Genomic DNA, 19,655 nt, shown 5'->3' with positions numbered 1-19,655 from the left:
GACCGGGCATCCATATCTACTTCTTCAGTCTAGCCGTACGGAACCCGAATGCTGGCCTTGGCCCCCATCGTGGCGTTCACACCACGCGCAAAGCGGGGATGCTGGGAGGCTTGGCGGTAAAGGTTTTAGCCCACCAGTTCGAAGTGGACTTCCCTGCTGGCTATGTCTGAGGAGATCAGCCGGACCCTGACTTTTGTGCCCGATTCGAGGTCGCCGCCGCACCGCGCCGTCACTGCGGGTTCGGCGATCTGGATGATTCCGGAGGCGCCGTTCCCATTCTTTCCGTTGCCGTTGCGGCCGTTACCGTTACCGTTTCCGGCGGAGTCGTTGCCGTTGCGGTCGTTGCCGTTGCGGGGCTTGGACCCGGAGATCACAATGGCATCGAATTCCTGGCCCACGTGGTTGACCAGCAGGGCGGCCTCCACCGTGTCCAACGCCATGCGCTCCATCCGCGACGCCAGCTGGTCGGACCCGGCCATGATGACCGGCAGTGACGGCAGTGCCTCCCGGGCCCAGTCCGGCACAGGCCTGCCGTTGCTCAGGGCTTCGCAGATCACCAGGACAAAGCGGTCGATCAGCCGGCGCAGGGGAGCAGTAGTGTGGGCATACGCCGCTCCGATGGCGGCCTGCCTGGCGTCTTCGGGGACGCTGCCGTCGAACGCCGTGTAACTCGCGCCGCGGAAGAGCATGCCCGCAGAGTGCAGGATTGCGAGCTGCCGCGGATCGGTGGGGTCCAGGGTACGGAGGAATTCGCCGTACGTGATTTCTCCGTCCCAGGGCCTTCCCAGCGCTTCCGTCTGGAGTTTGAAATGGTTCAGGGAGCGCTCATCCGGGGCCGCCATGGTGCGCAGGATGCCCACTTTCCCTTCCAGCATCAGAGCGGCGGCGGCCATTCCTGTCATGAGTGAAATCTGGGCGTTCCAATCCTCCACGGGAAGCTGCGGCGCCGCGGCAATCCGGTAGCCGCCGTCGGGCAACTGCACGATTTCCTGCTCGGGCATGTTCAGGCTGGCTCCGCCGCGCATGCGCTCCAACTCAACCCGCTTGAGCCCCACCTCCTTGAGGAGCTGCAGGACGGGGGAGGCCGTTCCGGCGTCGATCTCCGCCTGGGCGCCCTTGTAACTGAGTTTGGCGCGGCTGCGCATCCGGGCCCGGCGCAAACCCACCGAAACGACATTGGCTGCGTGATCAAGCTCGAAGTCCCATACGAAGGCGGCACACAGCTGGCCCGCGAGGAGGCTGCCGGCCTGTTCGCTGATGATCTCCGGGTGCAGCGGAATCCGCCCGTCCGGGGCATAGAACGTCTGCCCCCGGCGGCGGGTCTCGGCATCCAGGGGGCCGCCCGGGATCACAAAGGCAGGAACGTCAGCGATCGCGTACAGGACCCGGTAGCCATCACCGGCGCGCTCGATGAACAGTGCCTGGTCAAGGTCCGTGGACGACTCCGGATCAACGGTCAGGAACTCCACGTCGGTCAGGTCAACTGCCGGCAGCTCCAGTGCAGCCACGGCCGCCTCCGCGTCCCGCACTGCTTCCTCGGGGTAGGGACCAGGCAGTTCCAGCTCGGTCCGCAGCGCGCTCAGGGCCTCCGCGAGGGCGTTTGTCAGCTCGTGGACGTTGGGAGCCAGGCGATGATGTGACACGAAATTCAGGTTAGCCCGATTTTGGCCTTGAGTGCACGCAACAGGCCCTCAACGGGTGGTGACGGCGCGGACGATGCGCCGATAAAGGCCCAGGCAGGGCTCAAACGGGGCTCAGGACACCCCTGCATCCAAGGCGCGAACCAGGGCACCCGCAGCCTCAGCCGGGTCCGGGGCATCGGTGATGGCGCGGACCACCACCACCCTGCTGGCGCCGGCCTGGACAACCTGTTCAACATTGCCAAGGTCAATGCCGCCAATGGCGAACCAGGGCACCGGCCGGGCACCAGGGACGGAGCCGGCGTCGCTGACGGCACGCGCTGCGTAAGACACAAGGTCAAGGCCGACGGCGGCCCTGCCGGGTTTGGTGGGAGTGGCCCAGACGGGTCCTACGCAGAAATAATCCAGCCCCGCCGCAAAGGGGGCTTCGGTGCCTGCCTGCTGGACTGCCGTCTCTTTGCCTGTGCCCGCGGCGGCGGCGCCAGCGCTGATGGCGGCGTCAATCTGCCCGGTGCTGTGGGTGGACAGTCCGATGACCCGGTCCCCGAGGAGCAGGCGCGCTGATGCCAGCGGGAGGTCCTTCTGCCCGATGTGGAAAACGGGGGCTTCGGACAGCAGGGCGACGTCCGCACGGTCGTTGACTGCCCAGAGCCGGCCGTGGCGGCGGGCCGCCGCCTTCAGCACCTCCAGGAGTTCCAGTTCCTCCGCCGCCTCGATGGACTTGTCTCGAAGCTGGATGATGTCAACGCCGCCGGAAAACGCCGCATCCACAAAATCGGCGAAATCGCCCTTGTCCCGGCGTGCGTCCGTGCACAGGTACAGCCGCGCGCTGCTGAAGCCGCCGGCGGTGTCTGCGGCGGGTGCGGTGCCTGGTGCGCTGGAAATTGCCGTGCTGTTGGAGGCAGTGCTGTTGGAAAGGGCGGTATTCATGGAAACCAGCGTAGTTCCTCTAAACTGGCCTGGTACTGCGGGAGCCCGCGGCAGCTGTCATAAAGCGCCGGGCTGAGAGGGCGTCAGAGCCGACCGCTTGACCTGATCCGGCTAGTACCGGCGTAGGGAAGGAAACCATGATCCCCCCATCCCGAACTGCCCGGGGTCCTGCACCCGCTGCACCGCCTGCTGTGCTGCGTGCAGATGTTGCAGTGATCGGTGGCGGAGTCATAGGCCACGGCATCGCGTGGGAAGCGAGGCGCTCCGGCCGGTCCGTGGTGGTCATCGACGACGCCCCCGGATCGGGGGCCAGCTGGGCGGCTGCCGGCATGCTGGCGCCGGTGAGCGAACTGCATTACCAGGAGGAGGACCTCCTGGAGCTGATGCTTGAATCGTCAGCCCTGTGGCCCGCCTTTGCGGCGGATCTCGCCCGGTTGGCGGCCCTGGACCCGGGCTATATGCCGACGCCGACCATCGCCGTCGGCGCGGATGCGGCGGACCGCCGGGCACTGATGGACCTCCGAACGGTCCAGCAGGCCAGCGGACTGCACGTGGAACCCCTCACCGTCCGGGAGGCGAGGACCCGGGAGGCCTTCCTCAGCCCGGCCATTTCCTGCGCACTGGACATCCCCGCCGACCACCAGGTTGATCCACGGAAGCTCCTGGCGTGCCTGCGGCTAGTCCTGGCTGCACACCGGCCAGGTTCCGGAACCGCCGTCGAAGGGGCGGGCGAAGGGTTCGCGGTTGCCCAAAAGGCCACATCGCTCCTCTGGAAGGACGGGAACGTCAGCGGAGTGCTGCTGGCGGATGGCGGCACGGTGCTGGCCGGCGAAACCGTAGTGGCGAACGGGCTGCAGGCTGGATCCCTGTCAAACCTGCCCCAGGGCCTGCGCCTGCCCCTCCGGCCGGTGTATGGCGACATCCTCAGGCTTGCCGTCCCCCCACATGTCCGGCCGCTGGTGACGTCCACCATCCGCGGGCTGGTCCGGGGCGTGCCCGTGTACATCGTCCCGCGGCAGGATGGCACAGTGGTGATCGGGGCAACCCAGCGCGAGGATTCCCTGTCCGATGCCGGCGATGGCGCTGTCTCCGCCGGCGGCGTCTACCAGTTGCTGCGTGACGCCCAGGTCCTGGTGCCGGCGGTGGCCGAGCTGGAACTTGTGGAAATGACAGCCAGGGCCCGCCCCGCGACACCGGACAATGCTCCGCTGCTGGGCCGGGTCAACGTACCGGGACGCCCAGAACACATCGGTGGGCTGATCATCGCCACCGGTTTCTTCCGGCATGGAGTACTCCTAGCCCCCGCCGCTGCCGTGATCTGCCGGGACCTGATGGACGGCACATCGGATCCGCGCTGGCTGCCCTTCAGCCCGGCCAGGTTTTCCGCGCCCGTTTCCGTTGCCGCGCAGGTTCACGCGAATGACGCGATCGGCCCAGAAGCTGCCATCGACCAAGAAAAGGAATCAGTATGAACATCACCCTCAACGGCTTGCAGCACGCCGTGTCCGACGGCGCATCCATCACCACCCTTGTCAGCCAAATCACCGGCCGGCCGCTGGCGGCCGACGGCCAGGCGACGGACGGTAAGAAGCTCGGCGTGGCCGTGGCGCACAATTCAGAAGTAGTACCCCGAAGCCAGTGGTACGTCACGGCGCTCGCCGACGGTGATGACGTGGAACTGGTCACAGCAGTCCAGGGAGGCTGACACCATGACAGAAACCAGCAGCATCAGCACGCTGAACCACCAACCAGGGCGCGCGGACAGACTGATCATTGACGGCGTCGCGCTGGGATCCCGCCTCATCATGGGAACCGGCGGCGCGCCCAGCCTGGACGGGCTGGGCGCTGCCCTGCTTGCGTCCGGGACCGAGCTGACCACCGTGGCGATGCGCCGCTATTCACCTGCCGAGTCGGGATCGCTGTTCCAGCTGCTGGTGGACCACGGCATCCGTGTCCTGCCCAACACGGCGGGCTGCTTCACCGCACGCGATGCCGTCATGACCGCCGAACTGGCCCGCGAAGCCCTGGAGACCGACTGGGTCAAGCTCGAAGTCATCGCCGACGAACAGACGCTCCTCCCTGATGCTGTTGAACTGGTGGACGCCACGGAGCAGCTCGTCAACCGCGGGTTTAAAGTGTTCGCGTACACCAACGACGACCCCGTCTTGGCCCTGCGCCTCGAGAACCTGGGAGCCACAGCCGTCATGCCGCTGGGAGCGCCGATCGGTACCGGCCTGGGGATCCTCAATCCGCACAACATTGAGCTGATCGTTTCCCGCGCTTCGGTTCCTGTGGTTCTCGACGCCGGCATCGGCACCGCTTCTGACGCGGCGCTCGCGATGGAGCTGGGCTGTGACGCCGTGCTTCTGGCCACCGCCGTGACCCGGGCGCAGAACCCGGCGCTGATGGGGGAGGCCTTCAAACACGCCGTTATCGCAGGTAGGCTGGCCAAAGCGGCCGGCAGGATTCCGCGCCGTGAGCACGCCCTGGCGTCGTCGGCCATGGAAGGCCGGGCGGAGTTCCTCTAGGTCGTTCCCTAGGCAGGGGGCGGCCAGCGCCGGGGCCGGGCTGACAGGACGAGCCTAGGAGTCAGCAGTGGCCGGCAAGGAAGACTTACTCACCAGGGCGCAGGTTGATGAGGCCCTTACCGGGCTCCCGGATTGGCGTTACTGCCAGGGGGCACTGGTCACCGTCTACAAAGCGCCGACGGCGGCCGCCGCACTGGAGCTGATTGCCGCCGTCGGACGCATTGCCGAAGAGCAGAACCACCACCCGGACCTTGACTGGCGGTACAACCGGGTGTTCATCCGCTTCACGTCCCACGACGCCGGCGGAGACGTGACAGAGCGTGACGCCAGGGCTGCCGCGGCAGTGAGTTCCGCGGCTGAGGACGTGGGGGCAGAGGCGGAGCCGGCCCTCTACAGGACTGTAGAACTGGCGATCGACACCGTGGATGCAACAGAAATCTCAGAGGTGTGGCGGGTGGCCCTGGGCTATAAAAAGACCCCAGGAAACGATTTGGTGGATCCCTACGGGCGCGGGCCCAGTGTGTGGTTCCAGGAGACTCCCACGCCGAACAGCAGCCGGATCCATGTTGATGTCTACCGGAGCAAGGCCGAATCGGGACCCGTCCTGGAGAAAACCGCGGCCACCGGAGCCTTAATGAACCGTGACTACGCACCCGAATGGGTGGTAGTCACGGACAGGCAGGGAAACAGGCTGTGCCTGTGTACCGAGGAAGGCTACCAGCCCGACATCCCAGGCCAGGCCTGAAATCGGCATCCCCGGCCAAGCCTGATCTCAGGCCAGGCCGGGAAATGCCGGCGAGATTGTCAGCGGGAACCGCACCGTTACAGCTTGAGCGCCGCCGTCAGCCTCATGGTGTCGTGCCGGGCGCGGGTCCTGCCGAGGTATACGGCCACCGCTACTGCTGCCGCGGTGCCAAGCGCGACGGGCATGACCCACGGGATCCAGGTCAGGCCCGGCTGGTAGCCAAAGCCCGCTGTCATGAAGATGATCCAACTCAGTGCACCAACGGTAACGGCAACCCCGGCGGGCAGCCCCATCCCATACTTGGCATGGCGCTTGTCATTGGCCCAGACAATAAAGCCTGCGGCCGTAGTGGCCAGGACAACGATGGTGAGCGAAAGCATGGATCTCCTCGTCAAAAATGCAACTGGCGCCTTGAAAGGCTTTTCTGGCCGGACAGGCTGCTAGAACTGGCCGAATCCCACCCGGCGGGACTCTTCAGCGCCGATCTCCACATACCCGAGGGCATTGCCGGGGACGATGATGACGCGGCCCTTGTCATCCTTGAGGCGAAGCTCGCTGCCCTTGCTGATGGCTTCTTCGACGACCTTGGCCACAGCATCAGCATCCTGGGCTGACTCAAGCACAATTTCGCGGCCAATGTTCTGTACGCCGATCTTAATTTCCAAAGCGGGGCCTCCCAGCCAATCAAAGTTTCAGGGTGTTCTCTTATTTGTAGTCTAGGTTTCCTTGGGGAAGCGAGAGATTCCGCGCCAAGCTAAACGGTAGATCAGGTCACTGGCGACGTCGAGGTCAAGGTTTCCGTTCGTTTCCAGCCAGTAACGGGCACTCACCTGCGCCATGCCGGCCAGGCCGCGGCCCAGCAGCTGCGCTTCCAGATGAGGCAGTTTGGTGTCTTCGGCGATGACCCGGGCCACGGCATCCGCGAACGTCTTGTTGAAAGTCTCCAGCCTGGAGCTGACATCGGGGTCGTTGATGAGGTCCGATTCAAAGACCAGGCGGTGGGCCTGGTCATCGCTGGCGATGAAGCGGTAGTAGGCCCGCATCACGGCCTGCACGCGTTCATCGTTGTCCGTGGTGGAGTTGAGGGCTCCCAGCATGAGGTCGGTCAGGGCCGATAAGTGACTGTCCAGGAGCGCCAGGTACAGTTCCCGTTTCGACGGAAAATGCTGATAAAGCACCGGTTTGCTGACGTGCGCCGTCTCGGCTATCTCGTCCATCGCCGCGCCGTGGTAGCCATTGGCCACAAAGACTTCCTGGGCGGCTGTCAGGAGCTGCGCGCGGCGCTCATCACGGGGAAGCCTGGCGGACCGCTGACCGGCGCTGCGCACCGGGGCGGACGGTTCGACGCCGGGCGATCGGTCAGCCCGTGCTTCAGGGACCACAGTTGTCCTACTTTCCATTGCAGTTACCTCCACTTTACTGCGCGGTAATATGACCCGGCGGTATCTAGGGCATACATTGAAGTATGGCTTCGACATTCACGGCAAATGCTCCGTCTGTTTCGCTGGAACCCTTGGTGGAGCCAGCTGGCGATTTGACTCCGGCGGAGGTTGAGCGCTATTCACGGCACCTCATCATTCCCGAGATTGGCGCCCTGGGTCAGCGCCGGCTCAAGAACGCCAAGGTATTGGTGATAGGCGCCGGAGGGCTGGGATCACCGGCCCTGTTGTACCTTGCGGCTGCGGGAGTTGGCACCCTGGGCATCATTGACGATGACGCAGTGGACCTCAGCAACCTGCAGCGGCAGGTGATCCATGGCGTCGCGGATGTGGGACGGCCAAAGATTGAGTCCGCCCGTGATGCGATCGCCGCGCTCAATCCACTAGTGGACGTCAGGCTGCACCATGTCAGGCTGGATGAGACAAACGCCCTTGAAATTTTCGCAGAGTACGATCTCATCCTTGATGGCGCGGACAACTTCTCTACGCGCTACCTTGTCAACGACGCCGCCGCGATCCTGGGCAAGCCGTATGTCTGGGGCTCCATTTTCCGCTTCGACGGCCAGGTCAGCGTCTTCTGGGAGAAGCATGGACCCACCTACCGCGATCTTTACCCGGAGGCTCCGCCGGCCGGGTCGGTGCCTTCCTGCGGCGAAGGCGGGGTGTTTGGGATGCTCTGCGCAGCGGTTGGTTCCCTGATGGTGACCGAAGCAGTGAAGCTGATCACCGGCGTCGGGCGTTCGCTCCTGGGCCGTGTGGCCCTGTTTGATGCCCTGGGCGGCAGCTGGCGCGAGATCAGGGTGTCGAAGGATCCGGCGGCGCCGCCCATCACCGAGCTCACCGACTATGACGCTTTCTGCGGCATCGAGCCCGCGCATCAGGCTGACATCGAACACACGGTGACCGCAACCCAGTTGGCCACCATGCTGGCGTCCCGGAAGGCCGGGCTGAAGGATTTCGACCTCGTGGACGTCCGGGAATCAGGTGAGCATGACATTGTCAGGATTGAGGGATCGGTGCTGATTCCGCAGGGTCGGATCCTGGCGGGGGAGGCGTGGTCCGAGCTTCCCCAGGACAAGGACATCGTGTTCCACTGCAAAGCCGGAACCCGGTCAGCCACTGTCCTTGAAGCGGCCCGGAAGGCCGGCTACCAGCGGGTCAGCCACCTCGACGGCGGGATCCTCGCCTGGGTCCGGGACGTGGAGCCGCAGAAACCCGTCTACTGACCGCTTGCGCTATCACTTATGGTCCCTAACCGGGCCGTTTGGCGACCCTAAGTGATAGGGCAACGCGGGGGTCAGGCGCTTTCGAGGCCCTTGTGGTCCACGGGGCATTCGGCCTGCGCAGCAGCGGCAGGCTGCTCCACGGTAATGCCGTAGAGGGTCTCGAGGGCCGCAACGTAATCGTCCTGCTGGCCGTTGGCGGCAAGTTCACGGGCACGGACCGTGGGCACGTGCAGCAGCTGCTTCACCATCCGGCGGAGGGCAAACTCCACTTCCTCGGCCGCTGCGGTGCAGCCGTGGCGGGCGCGCACTTTTTCCATTTCGGCGTCGAGGACGTTCATGGTGTGCCGGCGCAGGGCAACAATGGCGGAGTCCATGGAACGGGCCTCACGCTCCTGCTCGAAAGCCTGGGCGGCGCCGGAAACGATGCCGCTGGCCTGGATCAGGGACTCAGCCTGTTCCTGCGGCGCTGCCAGGCGTACGGATTCCAGCGTGAGCAGCTCAACGCCGTCGAGCTGTCCCACTTCCGGGTCAAAGTCGTGGGTGAGCGCCAGGTCGATGGCAATCAGCGGCTGAGGCGACTCCGCCCTGACCTCTGCGAGTTCATCGGCCTCAACCCTGATATCCGAACCGCTGCAGCCGATCATGACATCGGCCGCGGCGACGGCGGGATGGAGTGATTCGCTGTCCAGTGCGGTGCCGCCACGGGTGGCAACAAAGGCCTCGGCGCGGCCGGAGGAGGAGAAAACGGAAATGTCCGTGCAGCCGCGTTCGCGCAGCAGCGCCATGGTGGCGCCGGCGTAGGCGCCCGTGCCGAACACCACGACTTTCTTGGTGGACCAGTCCGGGTTCTCGGACAGGTCCGTGGCAAGGTCCAGCGCTACCGACACGATGGACAGGCCGCGGGAACCGAGGGCGGTCTGGGCGCCAACGTCCTTGGCGGTCTTGGAAGCGGCCTGGAACAGCCGGACCAGGCCGGAGCTTGCAGTGCCTTCATGTTGGGCAGTGATGAGGGCCCGCCGCACCTGGCCGGCGATCTCACGTTCGCCCACCACCGCGGAATCGAGTCCTGCGCTTACGGCGAAAAGGTGCTGGCTGACTTCCGGTCCCGTCCTGGTGCTAAAGGACCGGGATACGAGCTGCTCGTTCAGGCCACTGAGGCCGCTGATCTGGGACACCAGCGCGGCGCGTGCCGCCTCGACGTCATCAGCATGGGGCGCTTCACCGTAGATTTCGTAGCGGTTGCAGGTGGCAAGCACCACCGCACCCGTCACTGCCGGCGATCCGGAGAGTGCGGATGTGGCAACCCCGGAAGAACCGTTGCTCAATTGAGCAACGGTCTCAAGGTCGATGTCGGCGTGTGTAGCCACCAATGAAAAAAGAACCACAGCACCACAATCATAGCTTTTTCGTGAGTCGGTAGAACAACCCGTCCCGCCAGGACCGGATGAGGCGGGCTGTGATTTGTGCCACGGGGTCCTGCCGGCCGCATGGGATGACAGGCTGTCGTTATCTTTTGCGCCGGATTTTGGGCACAATCAAAAGCATGACTCCTAGCCCCGCCGTGTCCAAAGCCATGTCCAGTGACGGCGCCCTTGCTGCAGACCATCCGCTGGTGGATGGCCGCACCGCAGACTCCCCGCTGATCACTGCCTACCGCGGCGGCAAGCCCTCCCGCCGTCCGGTGTGGTTCATGCGGCAGGCCGGACGTTCGTTGCCGGAGTACCTGAAAGTCCGTGAAGGCGTCGCCATGCTGGACTCCTGCCTGCGCCCTGACCTTGCCTCCGAGATCACCCTTCAGCCGGTGCGCCGCCACGACGTGGACGCCGCCATTTTCTTCTCCGACATTGTGATTCCGCTTAAGCTCGCAGGCGTGGGCGTGGATATTGTCCCGGGGGTTGGCCCGGTGCTGGACAATCCCGTGCGTACCGCCGCCGACGTTGCCGCATTGCCCGAGCTCACGTGGGAGGCCCTGGAGCCGATCAGGGAAGCGGTGCGGCTGACGGTGGCCGAGTTGGGCAGGACCCCGCTGATCGGCTTCGCCGGCGCGCCGTTTACGCTCGCCGCCTACATGGTGGAAGGCAAGCCCTCCCGGGACCACCTCGGTCCGCGGACGATGATGCACGCCGACCCGGAAACCTGGACGGCGCTGGCCAACTGGGCAGCCGATGCCTCCGGCCTCTTCCTCCGGGCCCAGCTCGAAGCGGGAGCCTCCGCCGGGCAGCTCTTTGATTCCTGGGCGGGCTCGCTGGGACTGGCCGACTACACCAAGTACGTCGCGCCGGCGTCGGCCCGGGCCCTGGACCACGTGCGGCATCTTGGCGCACCGCTCATCCACTTCGGCACAGGAACGTCGGAGCTGCTGGTAGCCATGCGCGACGTCGGCGTCGATGTGGTGGGCGTGGACTACCGCCTGCCGCTCGATGAGGCGAACCGGCGACTTGGCGGGACGGTGCCGCTGCAGGGAAATATCGATCCCGCGCTGCTGTCAGCGCCCTGGGACGTCCTCGAGGCCCACGTTCGGGAGGTAATCGCCGCCGGTTCGGCCGCCCCCGGTCACGTGCTCAACCTCGGCCACGGCGTCCCCCCGGAGACTGATCCTGCCGTTCTCACCCGGGTTGTTCAGCTCATCCACTCCATCTCCCCGGAGTAGGCCCGTGAAGGAGGGCAGGGCCGCCGTGGTGGTGGGCGGCGGGATCTCGGGCCTGCTGGCTGCGAGGGAGCTGTCCGCGGCCGGATACACGGTTACTGTCCTGGAGGCCGGCGGCACCTGGGGCGGCTGCGTTGGCAGCCACGTGGTGGCCGGGCTCACGCTGGACAGCGGCGCGGAATCCTTTGCCACGCGTTCCACCGCGGTGGCTGACCTTGCCGCGGAGCTGGGCCTGGCGGACAAAATTGTTGCGCCGCGGCCGGGCGGTGCCTGGGTCCAGCTGCCGGACGGTCCCCGTGAACTGCCGAAAACCGGCGTCCTGGGCATTCCCGCCAACCCGTGGGATCCGGAGGTGCGGCGCTCCCTTGGCTTCCTCGGTTCGCTGCGGGCGTCGCTGGATAAGCTCCTCCCCGCTTCGCTGGGGTCATCTGCTGCTGTCACCAGCGTGTCATCCCTGGTGCGGATGCGGATGGGGCGCCGCGTGCTTGAAAGACTGGTGGCCCCGGTGGTGGGGGGAGTGCACTCCGCCGATCCGGGCCTCCTGGATGTGGACATGGTGGCGCCGGGCCTGCGCGCGGGCCTGCGCACGCACGGTTCACTCGCCGCTGCCGTCGCCGCGCAGCGTGGAGGCGCACGTTCGCAGGACGCTGTATCGCCCGCCGGTGCGGACTCGCCCGTGTCCGCGCCGCCTGCCAAGGCGGGGTCCGCGGTTGCCGGGCTCGTGGGCGGCATGCACACACTGATCACCGCCCTGGTCAGCGACCTTACGGACCGCGGCGTGAACCTGCTGACGGCTGTCCCAGCCAGGAGTGTCGCACGTACGGACGGCGGCTGGCGTGTTGCGGCAGCGGACAAAGAGTACGACGCCGGCCTGCTGGTGGTGGCGCTGGACGGTCCGGCCGCCGTCGGACTGCTGGAGCAGTCCGTTCCGGAACTGGCGGGTAAAAGCCCGGAAAGCGGACCTGACGTCAAACTGGTCACCTTGGTGGTGGACCTTCCGGAACTGGACACCAGGCCACGCGGCACCGGCGTTCTGGTAGCCCCGCAGACCCTGGGCATCGAGGCAAAAGCGCTCACCCACGCAACAGCCAAATGGGACTGGCTCGCAGCCGCCGCCGGTCCGGGCACCCACGTCCTCCGGCTCTCCTACGGGCGGATCGATGGTTCACCCTCGGGCGGCGCCGGGCCAACGAGTGACAGCGAGCTTCTGGCTTCCTCGCTCCGGGACGCGTCGGCATTGCTGGACGTACCTGTCGAACGGGAAGACGTCATCGGCTGGAATGTGGTCAGGTGGCAGGGGGCCTTGCCGTTCGCCGCCGTCGGCCACAAAGCCAGGGTGGCCGAGATCAGGAACCTTTGTGCCCGGGAGGGTGGCCTGGTGGTGGTGGGCGGCTGGGTGGCGGGCAACGGATTGGCTGCCGTGGTGGCGGACACGCGCCTGCAGATCCGCGGCATCCCGGGCTGAGCATCGTTCCTGCTCAGACTCCTGGTGGGCAGTCAAATGGACGCCCGCGGAGATGTCACCGACTTTCCATCCGCCTGCGGATGTGGCTAGGGTCGATGACTATGGTTAAGTACAGGTCCGAACTTTCACGTTCCCGGGCCGGTATCCATGGGGGACTTCGACGGGGCGCTGCGGGAGCGGCAGTCGGGGCGGTACTGGTCCTGTCAGCGGGGGTGACATCGTCCCAGGCGGACGAAGTCAGCCCTGATTCCGGCGAGTCCGGTGTCCAAATAACAGGGACGGTGCAGCTGTCTGCGCTGACCAGCCTGGCGGGCGGGCTCCTCGATTCCGGCGGAACCGCGGGCAGTCAGCCTTCGCGCCCGGCAACCACTACGGCTCCCGCGCCGACAGGGACCGTGTCCCCCTCCCAGGTTCCATCCACGCCCATTGCTCCGGCGACCTCTCCAGCCCCGTCAACAAGCAGTGTCCCGCCCTTGACGTCAGGGGCACAGCAGGGCACTGCTGCAGGGACGGGGGCAGTCCTGCAACCGCCGCTTCCACAGTCCGGAGCTGTGGTTTCCGCGCCCGAGCAGGCGCCTGCGCAGCCCGAAGCAGCCCAACCGGAAGTTCCAGCGGAAGCCGGGGCGGGACAGGCCTCGACCGCGCCGTCACCCACTGCCGGACAGGCGGCCCGCAGCGGCACCCTGCAGGCCGCAGGCTCACCCGCTGTCAGCCGGCAGGCAATGACCCAGGCGCCGGAGAACCTGCCCGAGACCGCCAAGGTGTGGCTCGGCCTGGGCCTGGTAGGTTCCGCGGGTGCCGCGGGACTCGTCTTCGCTAAAATCCGCCGGCTCTGAGACCCCTGGTTCCACCCGCCCGCGGGCGGGGGATAGACCGACTTTGTGATTTACAACACTTCTACGTCTTGTAGAAGTCATCGGTTTCGACTTGACGGTGAGGAAGGGGCAAACTGGTAAGCATGAGCCACACTTCTGCCGAATCTGTCACTAAAACCGAAGAATCAGCCGAGCAGTTTTTTACTCTCTGGACTGTTTTCAAGCGGTCTGCAGAGATCCTGCGCAGCCCTGACGCCGCCGAGGACTTCGACGCGCTGCTGTTCCGCCTTGCCGCGGCAGGTGTCACCCACCGCGGAAGCTATGACGTCTCCGCCATGCGCGCGGATGCTGACGTGATGGTGTGGCTCCACGGACCCAAGCCCGAAGCGTTGCAGCAGGCCATCCGCGATATCCGCCGCAGCAAGCTCTTCGCCGGAACGGAGATCGTCTGGTCGGCCATGGGTGTGCACCGGGAGGCAGAGTTTGCCAAGAACCACACGCCGGCATATTCCCGCGGCGTGGAGCCGGCCGACTGGCTGTGCGTCTACCCGTTCGTGCGCTCCTACGAGTGGTACATCCTGCCCGAGGTCGAACGCGGGAAGATGCTGCGCGACCACGGCATGCTGGGCCGCGACTTTCCCCAGGTCATTTCCAACACGGTGTCCTCCTTCGCGTTGGGGGACTGGGAATGGATCCTAGGCCTTGAGGCTCCCGAGCTGGTTGACCTGGTGGACCTGATGCGGCACCTGCGCGCCACGGAAGCCCGCAACCACGTCCGGGAGGAGATCCCGTTCTTTACAGGCCGCCGCATCTCGGCTGCGGAGATCGCGGAGGTCCTCGCATGAGCCCACTGGACCGCCAGGAAGCCCTGGCAGCAGGAACCGTGAATCCCGTAACCGAAGCCGGGCGGATGGCACCCAAGGACTACGACGCCGTCCTGCTCGCCTCCTTCGGCGGCCCTGAGGGCCAGGAGGACGTCATTCCGTTCCTCCGCAACGTCACGCGCGGCCGCGGGATCCCGGACGAGCGGCTGGAAGAGGTCTCCCACCACTACCGCGCCAACGGCGGCATCAGCCCCATCAACCGGCAGAACCGCGAGCTCAAGGCCGCCCTGGAATCGGAACTCGCGGCGCGGGGCATTGAGCTGCCGGTGCTGTGGGGAAACCGCAACTGGGCCCCGTACATTCCGCAGACCCTGCAGGACGCGTACGACGCCGGCCACCGCCGCCTGCTGATGATCACCACCAGTGCCTACTCCTGTTACTCCAGCTGCCGCCAGTACCGCGAGGACATCGGCATGGCGCTGACCGAGACCGGCCTGGACGGGCGGCTTGAGGTGGACAAGGTGCGTCAGTACTTCGACCACCCGGGTTTTGTGGAGCCGTTTATCGAAGGCACGGCGGCAGGCCTGGCCGACGTCCGTGCCCGGCTGGCAGCTGCCGGAAGCCCGGATGCGCCGGTGCACATCCTGTTCGCAACGCACTCCATCCCTACCCGTGATGCCGAGGCAGCCGGACGCTCCGAGGCAGAGCCCCGCGAGTTTGAGGAAGGCTCGGCGTACGTGGCCCAGCACCTCGCCACCGGTGCAGCGGTCATGGACCGCGTCGAGGCAGAATCAGGGCAAACTGCTCCCTGGTCACTGGTTTACCAGTCCCGCTCGGGCGCCCCGCACGTGCCGTGGCTTGAACCGGACATCAACGATGCCATCGAGGAACTGGCCGGCCAGGGTGTCAAGGGAATCGTGATTGTGCCGCTGGGATTTGTCAGCGACCACATGGAGGTTGTCTGGGACCTGGACACCGAGGCTCTGGAGACCTGCCGCAACCTTGGCCTGACCGCCACCCGCGTGCCCACCCCGGGAACCCACCGCACCTTTGTGAAGGGGCTGGTGGACCTGATCCTGGAGCGGACACTGACCGGCAACATCGCTGACCGTCCGGCAGTGACCGGCCTGGGGCCTTGGTACGACGTCTGCCGGCCGGGATGCTGCGCAAACTTCCGCGGCGAGAAGCCAACCATCGCGGGGGCTGACACCACCGTCGGTAAGGGTTATGACCCTTACCCAGACGCGTCCGGTGTACGGGCCGGGGGAGAAGGCGTCCAGTGACCGTCCGGATCGGAACCAGGGCCAGCAAGCTTGCCCTCACGCAGACACAACAGACCGCGGACCAGCTGGCCGCCGTCGGAGGCTTTCCAGTTGAGCTGGTGCGTATCCGCACGGACGGCGACGTCCTGACCGGTTCCTTGTCCCAAATGGGCGGCACTGGAGTTTTTGTGACCGCCCTGCGCGATGCGCTGCTGCGGAACGAGTGCGACGTCGCCGTCCATTCGCTCAAGGACCTCCCCACCGGCGCGCCGGTTGGCTTGGCCCTGGCCGCCACTCCGCGGCGCGTCGACGTGCGCGACGTCCTCTGCGCACGGGACGGCCTGAAGCTGGCTGACCTGCCCTCCGGGGCAACGGTCGGAACGGGATCGCCCCGGCGCGCGGCACAGCTGCGCGCAGCCCGGCCGGACCTCCAGATCGTCGACATCCGCGGCAACGTGGATACCCGCCTTGGCAGGGTTCCCGGGCTGTCGGGTAACACCACGGACCAGATTGTTCCGGGCAAATCCTGCGACCTTGACGCCGTAGTTCTTGCGGCAGCGGGGCTGGAGCGGATCAGCAGGCTGGATGCTGTCAGCGAATTCCTGGAAACTGACGTGATGCTTCCTGCCGCCGGGCAGGGGTCATTGGCGATTGAATGCCGGGCCGCCGACGCGCCGCGCAAGGCGGGTTCCACCGAAGGCTCCCAGGGTGTTCTTGCCCAGGCCCTCGCCGCACTGGACGATCCGGACACCAGGCTCGCCGTCACCGCGGAGCGTGCGCTCCTGGCGCGGCTCGAAGCCGGCTGCGCGGCCCCGGTGGGCGCCTACGCCTACCGCAAGGGCAGCCTCCTTCACCTCGAAGCAGTGGTTTGTGCCGTGGACGGGACGGCCTCTGTCCGAGACAGGCGGGCCACCGACGGATTGACCGAGGTAGGCGCCACCCTGCTGGGCATTGAACTGGCCGAGGTACTCCTTGCCGGCGGCGCCGCCGACATCGCAGACCTCCAGGCGTCCTGAGCCGCCCCGTGCGCATCCGGCGCCGGGCGGTGTGAGATGGGGCGGTTTGAGACGGGACGGTTTGAAATGGGCAGCGGAGCCGGCACACCACCATCCGGCAGGCAGCCGCTGGCCCATGCGCGCGTCCTGATTACGCGCAGTCCTGAGCGCTCGGTTTCCCTGCTCTCAGCGCTGGAGAGGGCAGGCGCAGAAGCCCTGCTGCTTCCGCTCATCGACTTTGAACGGGCCTCCGACCAGCACGCCCTGGATGTGGCCTGCGACGCCCTGGGCGCGGGTGCCTTCGACTGGCTGGTGGTCAGCAGCGCCACCACCGTCCATGTCCTCAGGGACAAGGCAGCCGAACGTGGCCTGACCCTCGGCGGCTGGGTGCCTGCGTCTACCCGGGTGGCCGCCATAGGGCCTGCCTGCAGGGACCTGCTCGAAGCAGAAGGCCTCACCGTGGCGCTGACTCCCCGGGACTCCCAGTCCGCTGCAGGCCTGCTGGCCGTGTGGCCGGAAGGATCCGCAAGGGTGTTCCTGCCGCAGGCTGACATTGCCGCTCCCCGCCTCGCTGACGGGCTGTCGGCTTTCGGGGCATCGGTGACTGCCGTTCCGGCTTACCGGACAGTGGATTATCCGGCGGATGAGGAACGCAGGCTGTCCCTTGAAACGGCGGCCACCGCGCCGCCGTCGTACAGAATGGTGAGTCCTGAAGCCGCCCGGGCAGAGCTGGCGGCCGGCCGGCTGGATGCGGTGGTGGCCGCTTCGCCCAGCGCCGTACGGCGCATCCACGGCAAACTCTCGCCCCTGGGCAGCTGCCGCCTGGTAGCGATCGGACGTTCGACGGCGGACCAGGCCACAGCGCTCGGCCTCGAGGTGGCGGCCGTCGCGGCAGAACCCACGCCGGAAGGGCTGGTCGCGGCCGTATCCGAAGCCCTCAAACCCCAGGACGGGAAGGCTCCGCCGTGAATCACGGCAACGGAAGACCCGCCGGCAGCGCGCCCGGCCACGCATCCCTGAGACAAAGTGAAGGACAAGACATGAGTTTTCCGAACCAACGCCCGCGCCGCCTGCGCACCACGGCGGCCATGCGCCGGCTCACTGCCGAAACCAGGTTGGCGCCGCCGGAACTGATCCTGCCGGCATTCATCAGGGAAGGCCTTTCGGAGCCACATCCAATCACCTCCATGCCCGGTGTGGTACAGCACACCACGGACACGCTCAAAAAGGCGGCAGCGGAGGCAGTCGGACTGGGCCTCGGCGGCATCATGCTCTTCGGCATTCCGGCCGTCCGGGACGCCGAAGGCACTGCATCGCTGGATCCGGACGGTGTGCTTAACAGGGCAATCCGTGATGTCCGGTCCGAGGTGGGCGATGAACTGGTCATCATGAGTGACGTCTGCCTGGACGAATTCACCGATCACGGACACTGCGGGGTCCTTGACGCTAACGGCTATGTGGACAACGACCGCACGGTGGAAATTTACGCCAGGATGGCCGTGGCGCAGGCCGACGCCGGCGCCCACATGCTGGGCCCCTCCGGCATGATGGACGGCCAGGTGCGCGCCATCCGGCAGGCCCTCGACGAGGCCGGACACACCGAAACCTCGGTGGTGGCCTATGCGGCCAAGTACGCGTCCGCGTTCTACGGCCCGTTCCGGGAGGCAGTGGATTCGCAGCTGACGGGCGATCGCCGGACGTATCAGATGGACGCCGGAAACCGGACGGAGGCCATCCGCGAGGTGGAGCTGGACCTGGCGGAAGGCGCCGACGTTGTGATGGTCAAGCCGGCCATGAGCTACATGGACATTCTGGCTGACGTTGCCGCGATGAGCCCGGTCCCGGTTGCCGCCTACCAGATCTCGGGTGAGTACGCGATGATCGAAGCCGCGGCGGCCAACGGGTGGATCGACCGCCGCGCAGCAATTACCGAGTCTGTGCTTGGCATCAGGAGGGCCGGGGCGGACATGGTGCTGACGTATTGGGCGGCTGAGCTGGCAGGCTGGCTGAGGGAATCGCGATGAACCCCACGTCCTTGCCCGATCCGGCGTCAGCGGCGAACCCGACAACGCCCGTTGGCCCGGACCGGATCCTGCTGGGACTGAACTCCTTCGGCGACGTCGGAGTCTTCCCTGACGGGCACCCCGTCCCGCACGCCCAGGTGCTGCGCCAGCTCCTCGAGCAGGCTGAACTCGCCGACGAGGCAGGACTCCATGCCTTCGCCGTGGGAGAGCACCACCGCCGTGACTTCGCGGTATCGGCCCCGGAGGTTTTCCTGGCCGCCGCTGCGGCACGGACCAAAAACATCCGGCTGGGCTCGGCCGTGACGGTGCTCAGCTCCGATGACCCCATCCGGGTGTTCCAGCGCTTCGCCACAGTGGATGCCATCGCCAACGGACGGGCGGAGGTCATGCTGGGGCGCGGATCCTTCATCGAGTCCTTTCCGCTCTTCGGCCTCGACCTGGCCTACTACGACGTCCTGTTTGAGGAGAAGCTCGAGCTCTTCGACAAGGTCCGCCGGCAAAAACCGGTGCACTGGGAGGGCCGGACCCGGCCCGCGATCAACGGGCTGAGCGTCTATCCGCCGCTGGAACACCACCTGCTTCCGGCCTGGATAGGCGTCGGCGGGACCCCGGAATCCGTGCTGCGCTGTGCCCAGTACGGATACCCCATCATTTTCGCCATCATTGGCGGACAGCCCCGGTCGTTCGCGCCCCTTGCCAATCTCTACCGCGAAGCGATGGCGAAATACGGCCATCCGATGCAGCAGATCGCCACGCATTCCCCCGGCCATGTTGCCGCAACCGATGAGGAGGCGCGGGACGAGTTCTTCCCGCACTGGCTCGAGCAGCGGAACCGCATCGGCTCCGAGCGCGGCTGGGGACCGGCCAGCCGGGGCGAATTCGAGGCAATGTGCACCCCGGAGGGCGCCCTCTACGTCGGTTCACCGGAAACCGTCGCCGCCAAGATCGCCCTGCTCAAGAAGAACCTGGGCGTGGACAGGTTTGACCTCAAATACAGCAACGGCACCCTGCCGCACGCCGCCATGATGCGCTCGATCGAGCTGTTCGGCACCGAGGTGGCGCCGCGCGTCGCCGCCCTGCTGGCGGAGGCTGCCTGGCCCGTTGAAAGCAACTGA

20 protein-coding genes and 1 riboswitch are annotated in these 19,655 nt (G+C 66.4%); of the genes, 14 read left to right on the top strand and 6 right to left on the bottom strand.

Features of this window, described 5'->3' with window-relative positions; genetic code table 11:
• Nucleotides 1-125: 125 nt before the first annotated feature.
• Nucleotides 126-1,643 (bottom strand): RNB domain-containing ribonuclease, encoded by a 1,518-nt coding sequence (locus F8G81_RS16225; RefSeq protein ID WP_267275707.1) that lies wholly within the window; start codon nucleotides 1,641-1,643, stop codon nucleotides 126-128.
• Nucleotides 1,644-1,754: 111 nt separating this feature from the next.
• Nucleotides 1,755-2,570 (bottom strand): thiamine phosphate synthase, encoded by an 816-nt coding sequence (locus tag F8G81_RS16220; RefSeq protein ID WP_267275706.1) that lies wholly within the window; start codon nucleotides 2,568-2,570, stop codon nucleotides 1,755-1,757.
• Nucleotides 2,571-2,597: 27 nt separating this feature from the next.
• A riboswitch (TPP riboswitch) is annotated at nucleotides 2,598-2,716 on the top strand.
• On the opposite strand from F8G81_RS16220, the gene thiO reads away from it, so the two are divergent.
• The 4 genes from thiO (at nucleotide 2,708) to F8G81_RS16200 (ending at nucleotide 5,843) form a co-directional block, all read left to right on the top strand.
• The gene (gene thiO, locus F8G81_RS16215) at nucleotides 2,708-4,042 is read left to right on the top strand and encodes a glycine oxidase ThiO (RefSeq protein ID WP_267275705.1); all 1,335 of its coding nucleotides are present in this window, start codon (nucleotides 2,708-2,710) and stop codon (nucleotides 4,040-4,042) included. It overlaps the preceding riboswitch by 9 nt.
• Nucleotides 4,039-4,275 carry a sulfur carrier protein ThiS gene (thiS, locus tag F8G81_RS16210; RefSeq protein ID WP_267275704.1) on the top strand — a complete coding sequence of 79 codons (237 nt, stop codon included), beginning with the start codon at nucleotides 4,039-4,041 and terminating at the stop codon, nucleotides 4,273-4,275. Before thiO ends, thiS begins: the two co-directional genes overlap by 4 nt.
• A gap of 4 nt (nucleotides 4,276-4,279) precedes the next feature.
• Nucleotides 4,280-5,098, top strand: coding sequence for a thiazole synthase (locus F8G81_RS16205; RefSeq protein ID WP_267275703.1), 819 nt, complete (start codon nucleotides 4,280-4,282; stop codon nucleotides 5,096-5,098).
• A gap of 67 nt (nucleotides 5,099-5,165) precedes the next feature.
• Entirely contained in the window at nucleotides 5,166-5,843 is a 678-nt protein-coding gene (locus F8G81_RS16200; protein WP_267275702.1) for a 4a-hydroxytetrahydrobiopterin dehydratase, read from the top strand.
• Between the two features lie 77 nt (nucleotides 5,844-5,920).
• Here F8G81_RS16200 and F8G81_RS16195 read toward each other — a convergent pair whose 3' ends face one another.
• From F8G81_RS16195 to F8G81_RS16185, 3 genes are read right to left on the bottom strand one after another with little or no spacing between them, the layout of a single operon-like run.
• Nucleotides 5,921-6,223, bottom strand: a complete 303-nt coding sequence (locus F8G81_RS16195) for a hypothetical protein (protein ID WP_267275701.1) — start codon at nucleotides 6,221-6,223, stop codon at nucleotides 5,921-5,923.
• Between the two features lie 60 nt (nucleotides 6,224-6,283).
• The gene (locus F8G81_RS16190) at nucleotides 6,284-6,508 is read right to left on the bottom strand and encodes a DUF3107 domain-containing protein (protein ID WP_267275700.1); all 225 of its coding nucleotides are present in this window, start codon (nucleotides 6,506-6,508) and stop codon (nucleotides 6,284-6,286) included.
• 51 nt (nucleotides 6,509-6,559) lie between these two features.
• Nucleotides 6,560-7,225, bottom strand: coding sequence for a TetR/AcrR family transcriptional regulator (locus F8G81_RS16185; protein ID WP_267279259.1), 666 nt, complete (start codon nucleotides 7,223-7,225; stop codon nucleotides 6,560-6,562).
• 83 nt (nucleotides 7,226-7,308) lie between these two features.
• On the opposite strand from F8G81_RS16185, the gene moeB reads away from it, so the two are divergent.
• Nucleotides 7,309-8,508: a molybdopterin-synthase adenylyltransferase MoeB gene (gene moeB / locus F8G81_RS16180; RefSeq protein ID WP_267275699.1), complete on the top strand. Its 1,200-nt coding sequence runs from the start codon at nucleotides 7,309-7,311 to the stop codon at nucleotides 8,506-8,508.
• A gap of 71 nt (nucleotides 8,509-8,579) precedes the next feature.
• Here the strand turns inward: moeB and F8G81_RS16175 are convergent, their stop codons facing one another.
• On the bottom strand, nucleotides 8,580-9,893 hold the full coding sequence (locus F8G81_RS16175) for a glutamyl-tRNA reductase (protein ID WP_267275698.1): 1,314 nt from the start codon (nucleotides 9,891-9,893) through the stop codon (nucleotides 8,580-8,582).
• 158 nt (nucleotides 9,894-10,051) lie between these two features.
• Between F8G81_RS16175 and hemE the strand changes: the two genes are divergently transcribed.
• The 9 genes from hemE (at nucleotide 10,052) to F8G81_RS16130 (ending at nucleotide 19,655) form a co-directional block, all read left to right on the top strand.
• Nucleotides 10,052-11,158, top strand: a complete 1,107-nt coding sequence (gene hemE, locus F8G81_RS16170) for a uroporphyrinogen decarboxylase (protein ID WP_267275697.1) — start codon at nucleotides 10,052-10,054, stop codon at nucleotides 11,156-11,158.
• Between the two features lie 4 nt (nucleotides 11,159-11,162).
• Nucleotides 11,163-12,620, top strand: a complete 1,458-nt coding sequence (hemG, locus tag F8G81_RS16165) for a protoporphyrinogen oxidase (RefSeq protein WP_267275696.1) — start codon at nucleotides 11,163-11,165, stop codon at nucleotides 12,618-12,620.
• 95 nt (nucleotides 12,621-12,715) lie between these two features.
• Nucleotides 12,716-13,456, top strand: coding sequence for a hypothetical protein (locus F8G81_RS16160; protein WP_267275695.1), 741 nt, complete (start codon nucleotides 12,716-12,718; stop codon nucleotides 13,454-13,456).
• Between the two features lie 122 nt (nucleotides 13,457-13,578).
• Nucleotides 13,579-14,280 (top strand): hydrogen peroxide-dependent heme synthase, encoded by a 702-nt coding sequence (hemQ, locus tag F8G81_RS16155; protein WP_267275694.1) that lies wholly within the window; start codon nucleotides 13,579-13,581, stop codon nucleotides 14,278-14,280.
• The gene (locus F8G81_RS16150; protein WP_267275693.1) at nucleotides 14,277-15,542 is read left to right on the top strand and encodes a ferrochelatase; all 1,266 of its coding nucleotides are present in this window, start codon (nucleotides 14,277-14,279) and stop codon (nucleotides 15,540-15,542) included. The genes hemQ and F8G81_RS16150 overlap by 4 nt, the downstream gene beginning before the upstream one ends.
• A complete protein-coding gene (hemC, locus tag F8G81_RS16145; protein WP_267275692.1) occupies nucleotides 15,539-16,537 on the top strand; it encodes a hydroxymethylbilane synthase in 999 nt (332 codons plus the stop codon). Before F8G81_RS16150 ends, hemC begins: the two co-directional genes overlap by 4 nt.
• Nucleotides 16,538-16,603: 66 nt before the next feature.
• Nucleotides 16,604-17,485, top strand: a complete 882-nt coding sequence (locus F8G81_RS16140; protein ID WP_267275691.1) for a uroporphyrinogen-III synthase — start codon at nucleotides 16,604-16,606, stop codon at nucleotides 17,483-17,485.
• A 71-nt stretch (nucleotides 17,486-17,556) separates the two neighbouring features.
• Nucleotides 17,557-18,540: a porphobilinogen synthase gene (gene hemB / locus F8G81_RS16135; protein WP_267275690.1), complete on the top strand. Its 984-nt coding sequence runs from the start codon at nucleotides 17,557-17,559 to the stop codon at nucleotides 18,538-18,540.
• Nucleotides 18,537-19,655 carry an LLM class flavin-dependent oxidoreductase gene (locus F8G81_RS16130; protein ID WP_267275689.1) on the top strand — a complete coding sequence of 373 codons (1,119 nt, stop codon included), beginning with the start codon at nucleotides 18,537-18,539 and terminating at the stop codon, nucleotides 19,653-19,655. Before hemB ends, F8G81_RS16130 begins: the two co-directional genes overlap by 4 nt.

The sequence above is a fragment of the Arthrobacter sp. CDRTa11 genome (assembly GCF_026427775.1).
In the GTDB taxonomy this organism is placed as follows: Bacteria; Actinomycetota; Actinomycetes; order Actinomycetales; family Micrococcaceae; genus Arthrobacter.
This window is presented reverse-complemented; position numbering and strand designations above follow the sequence as displayed.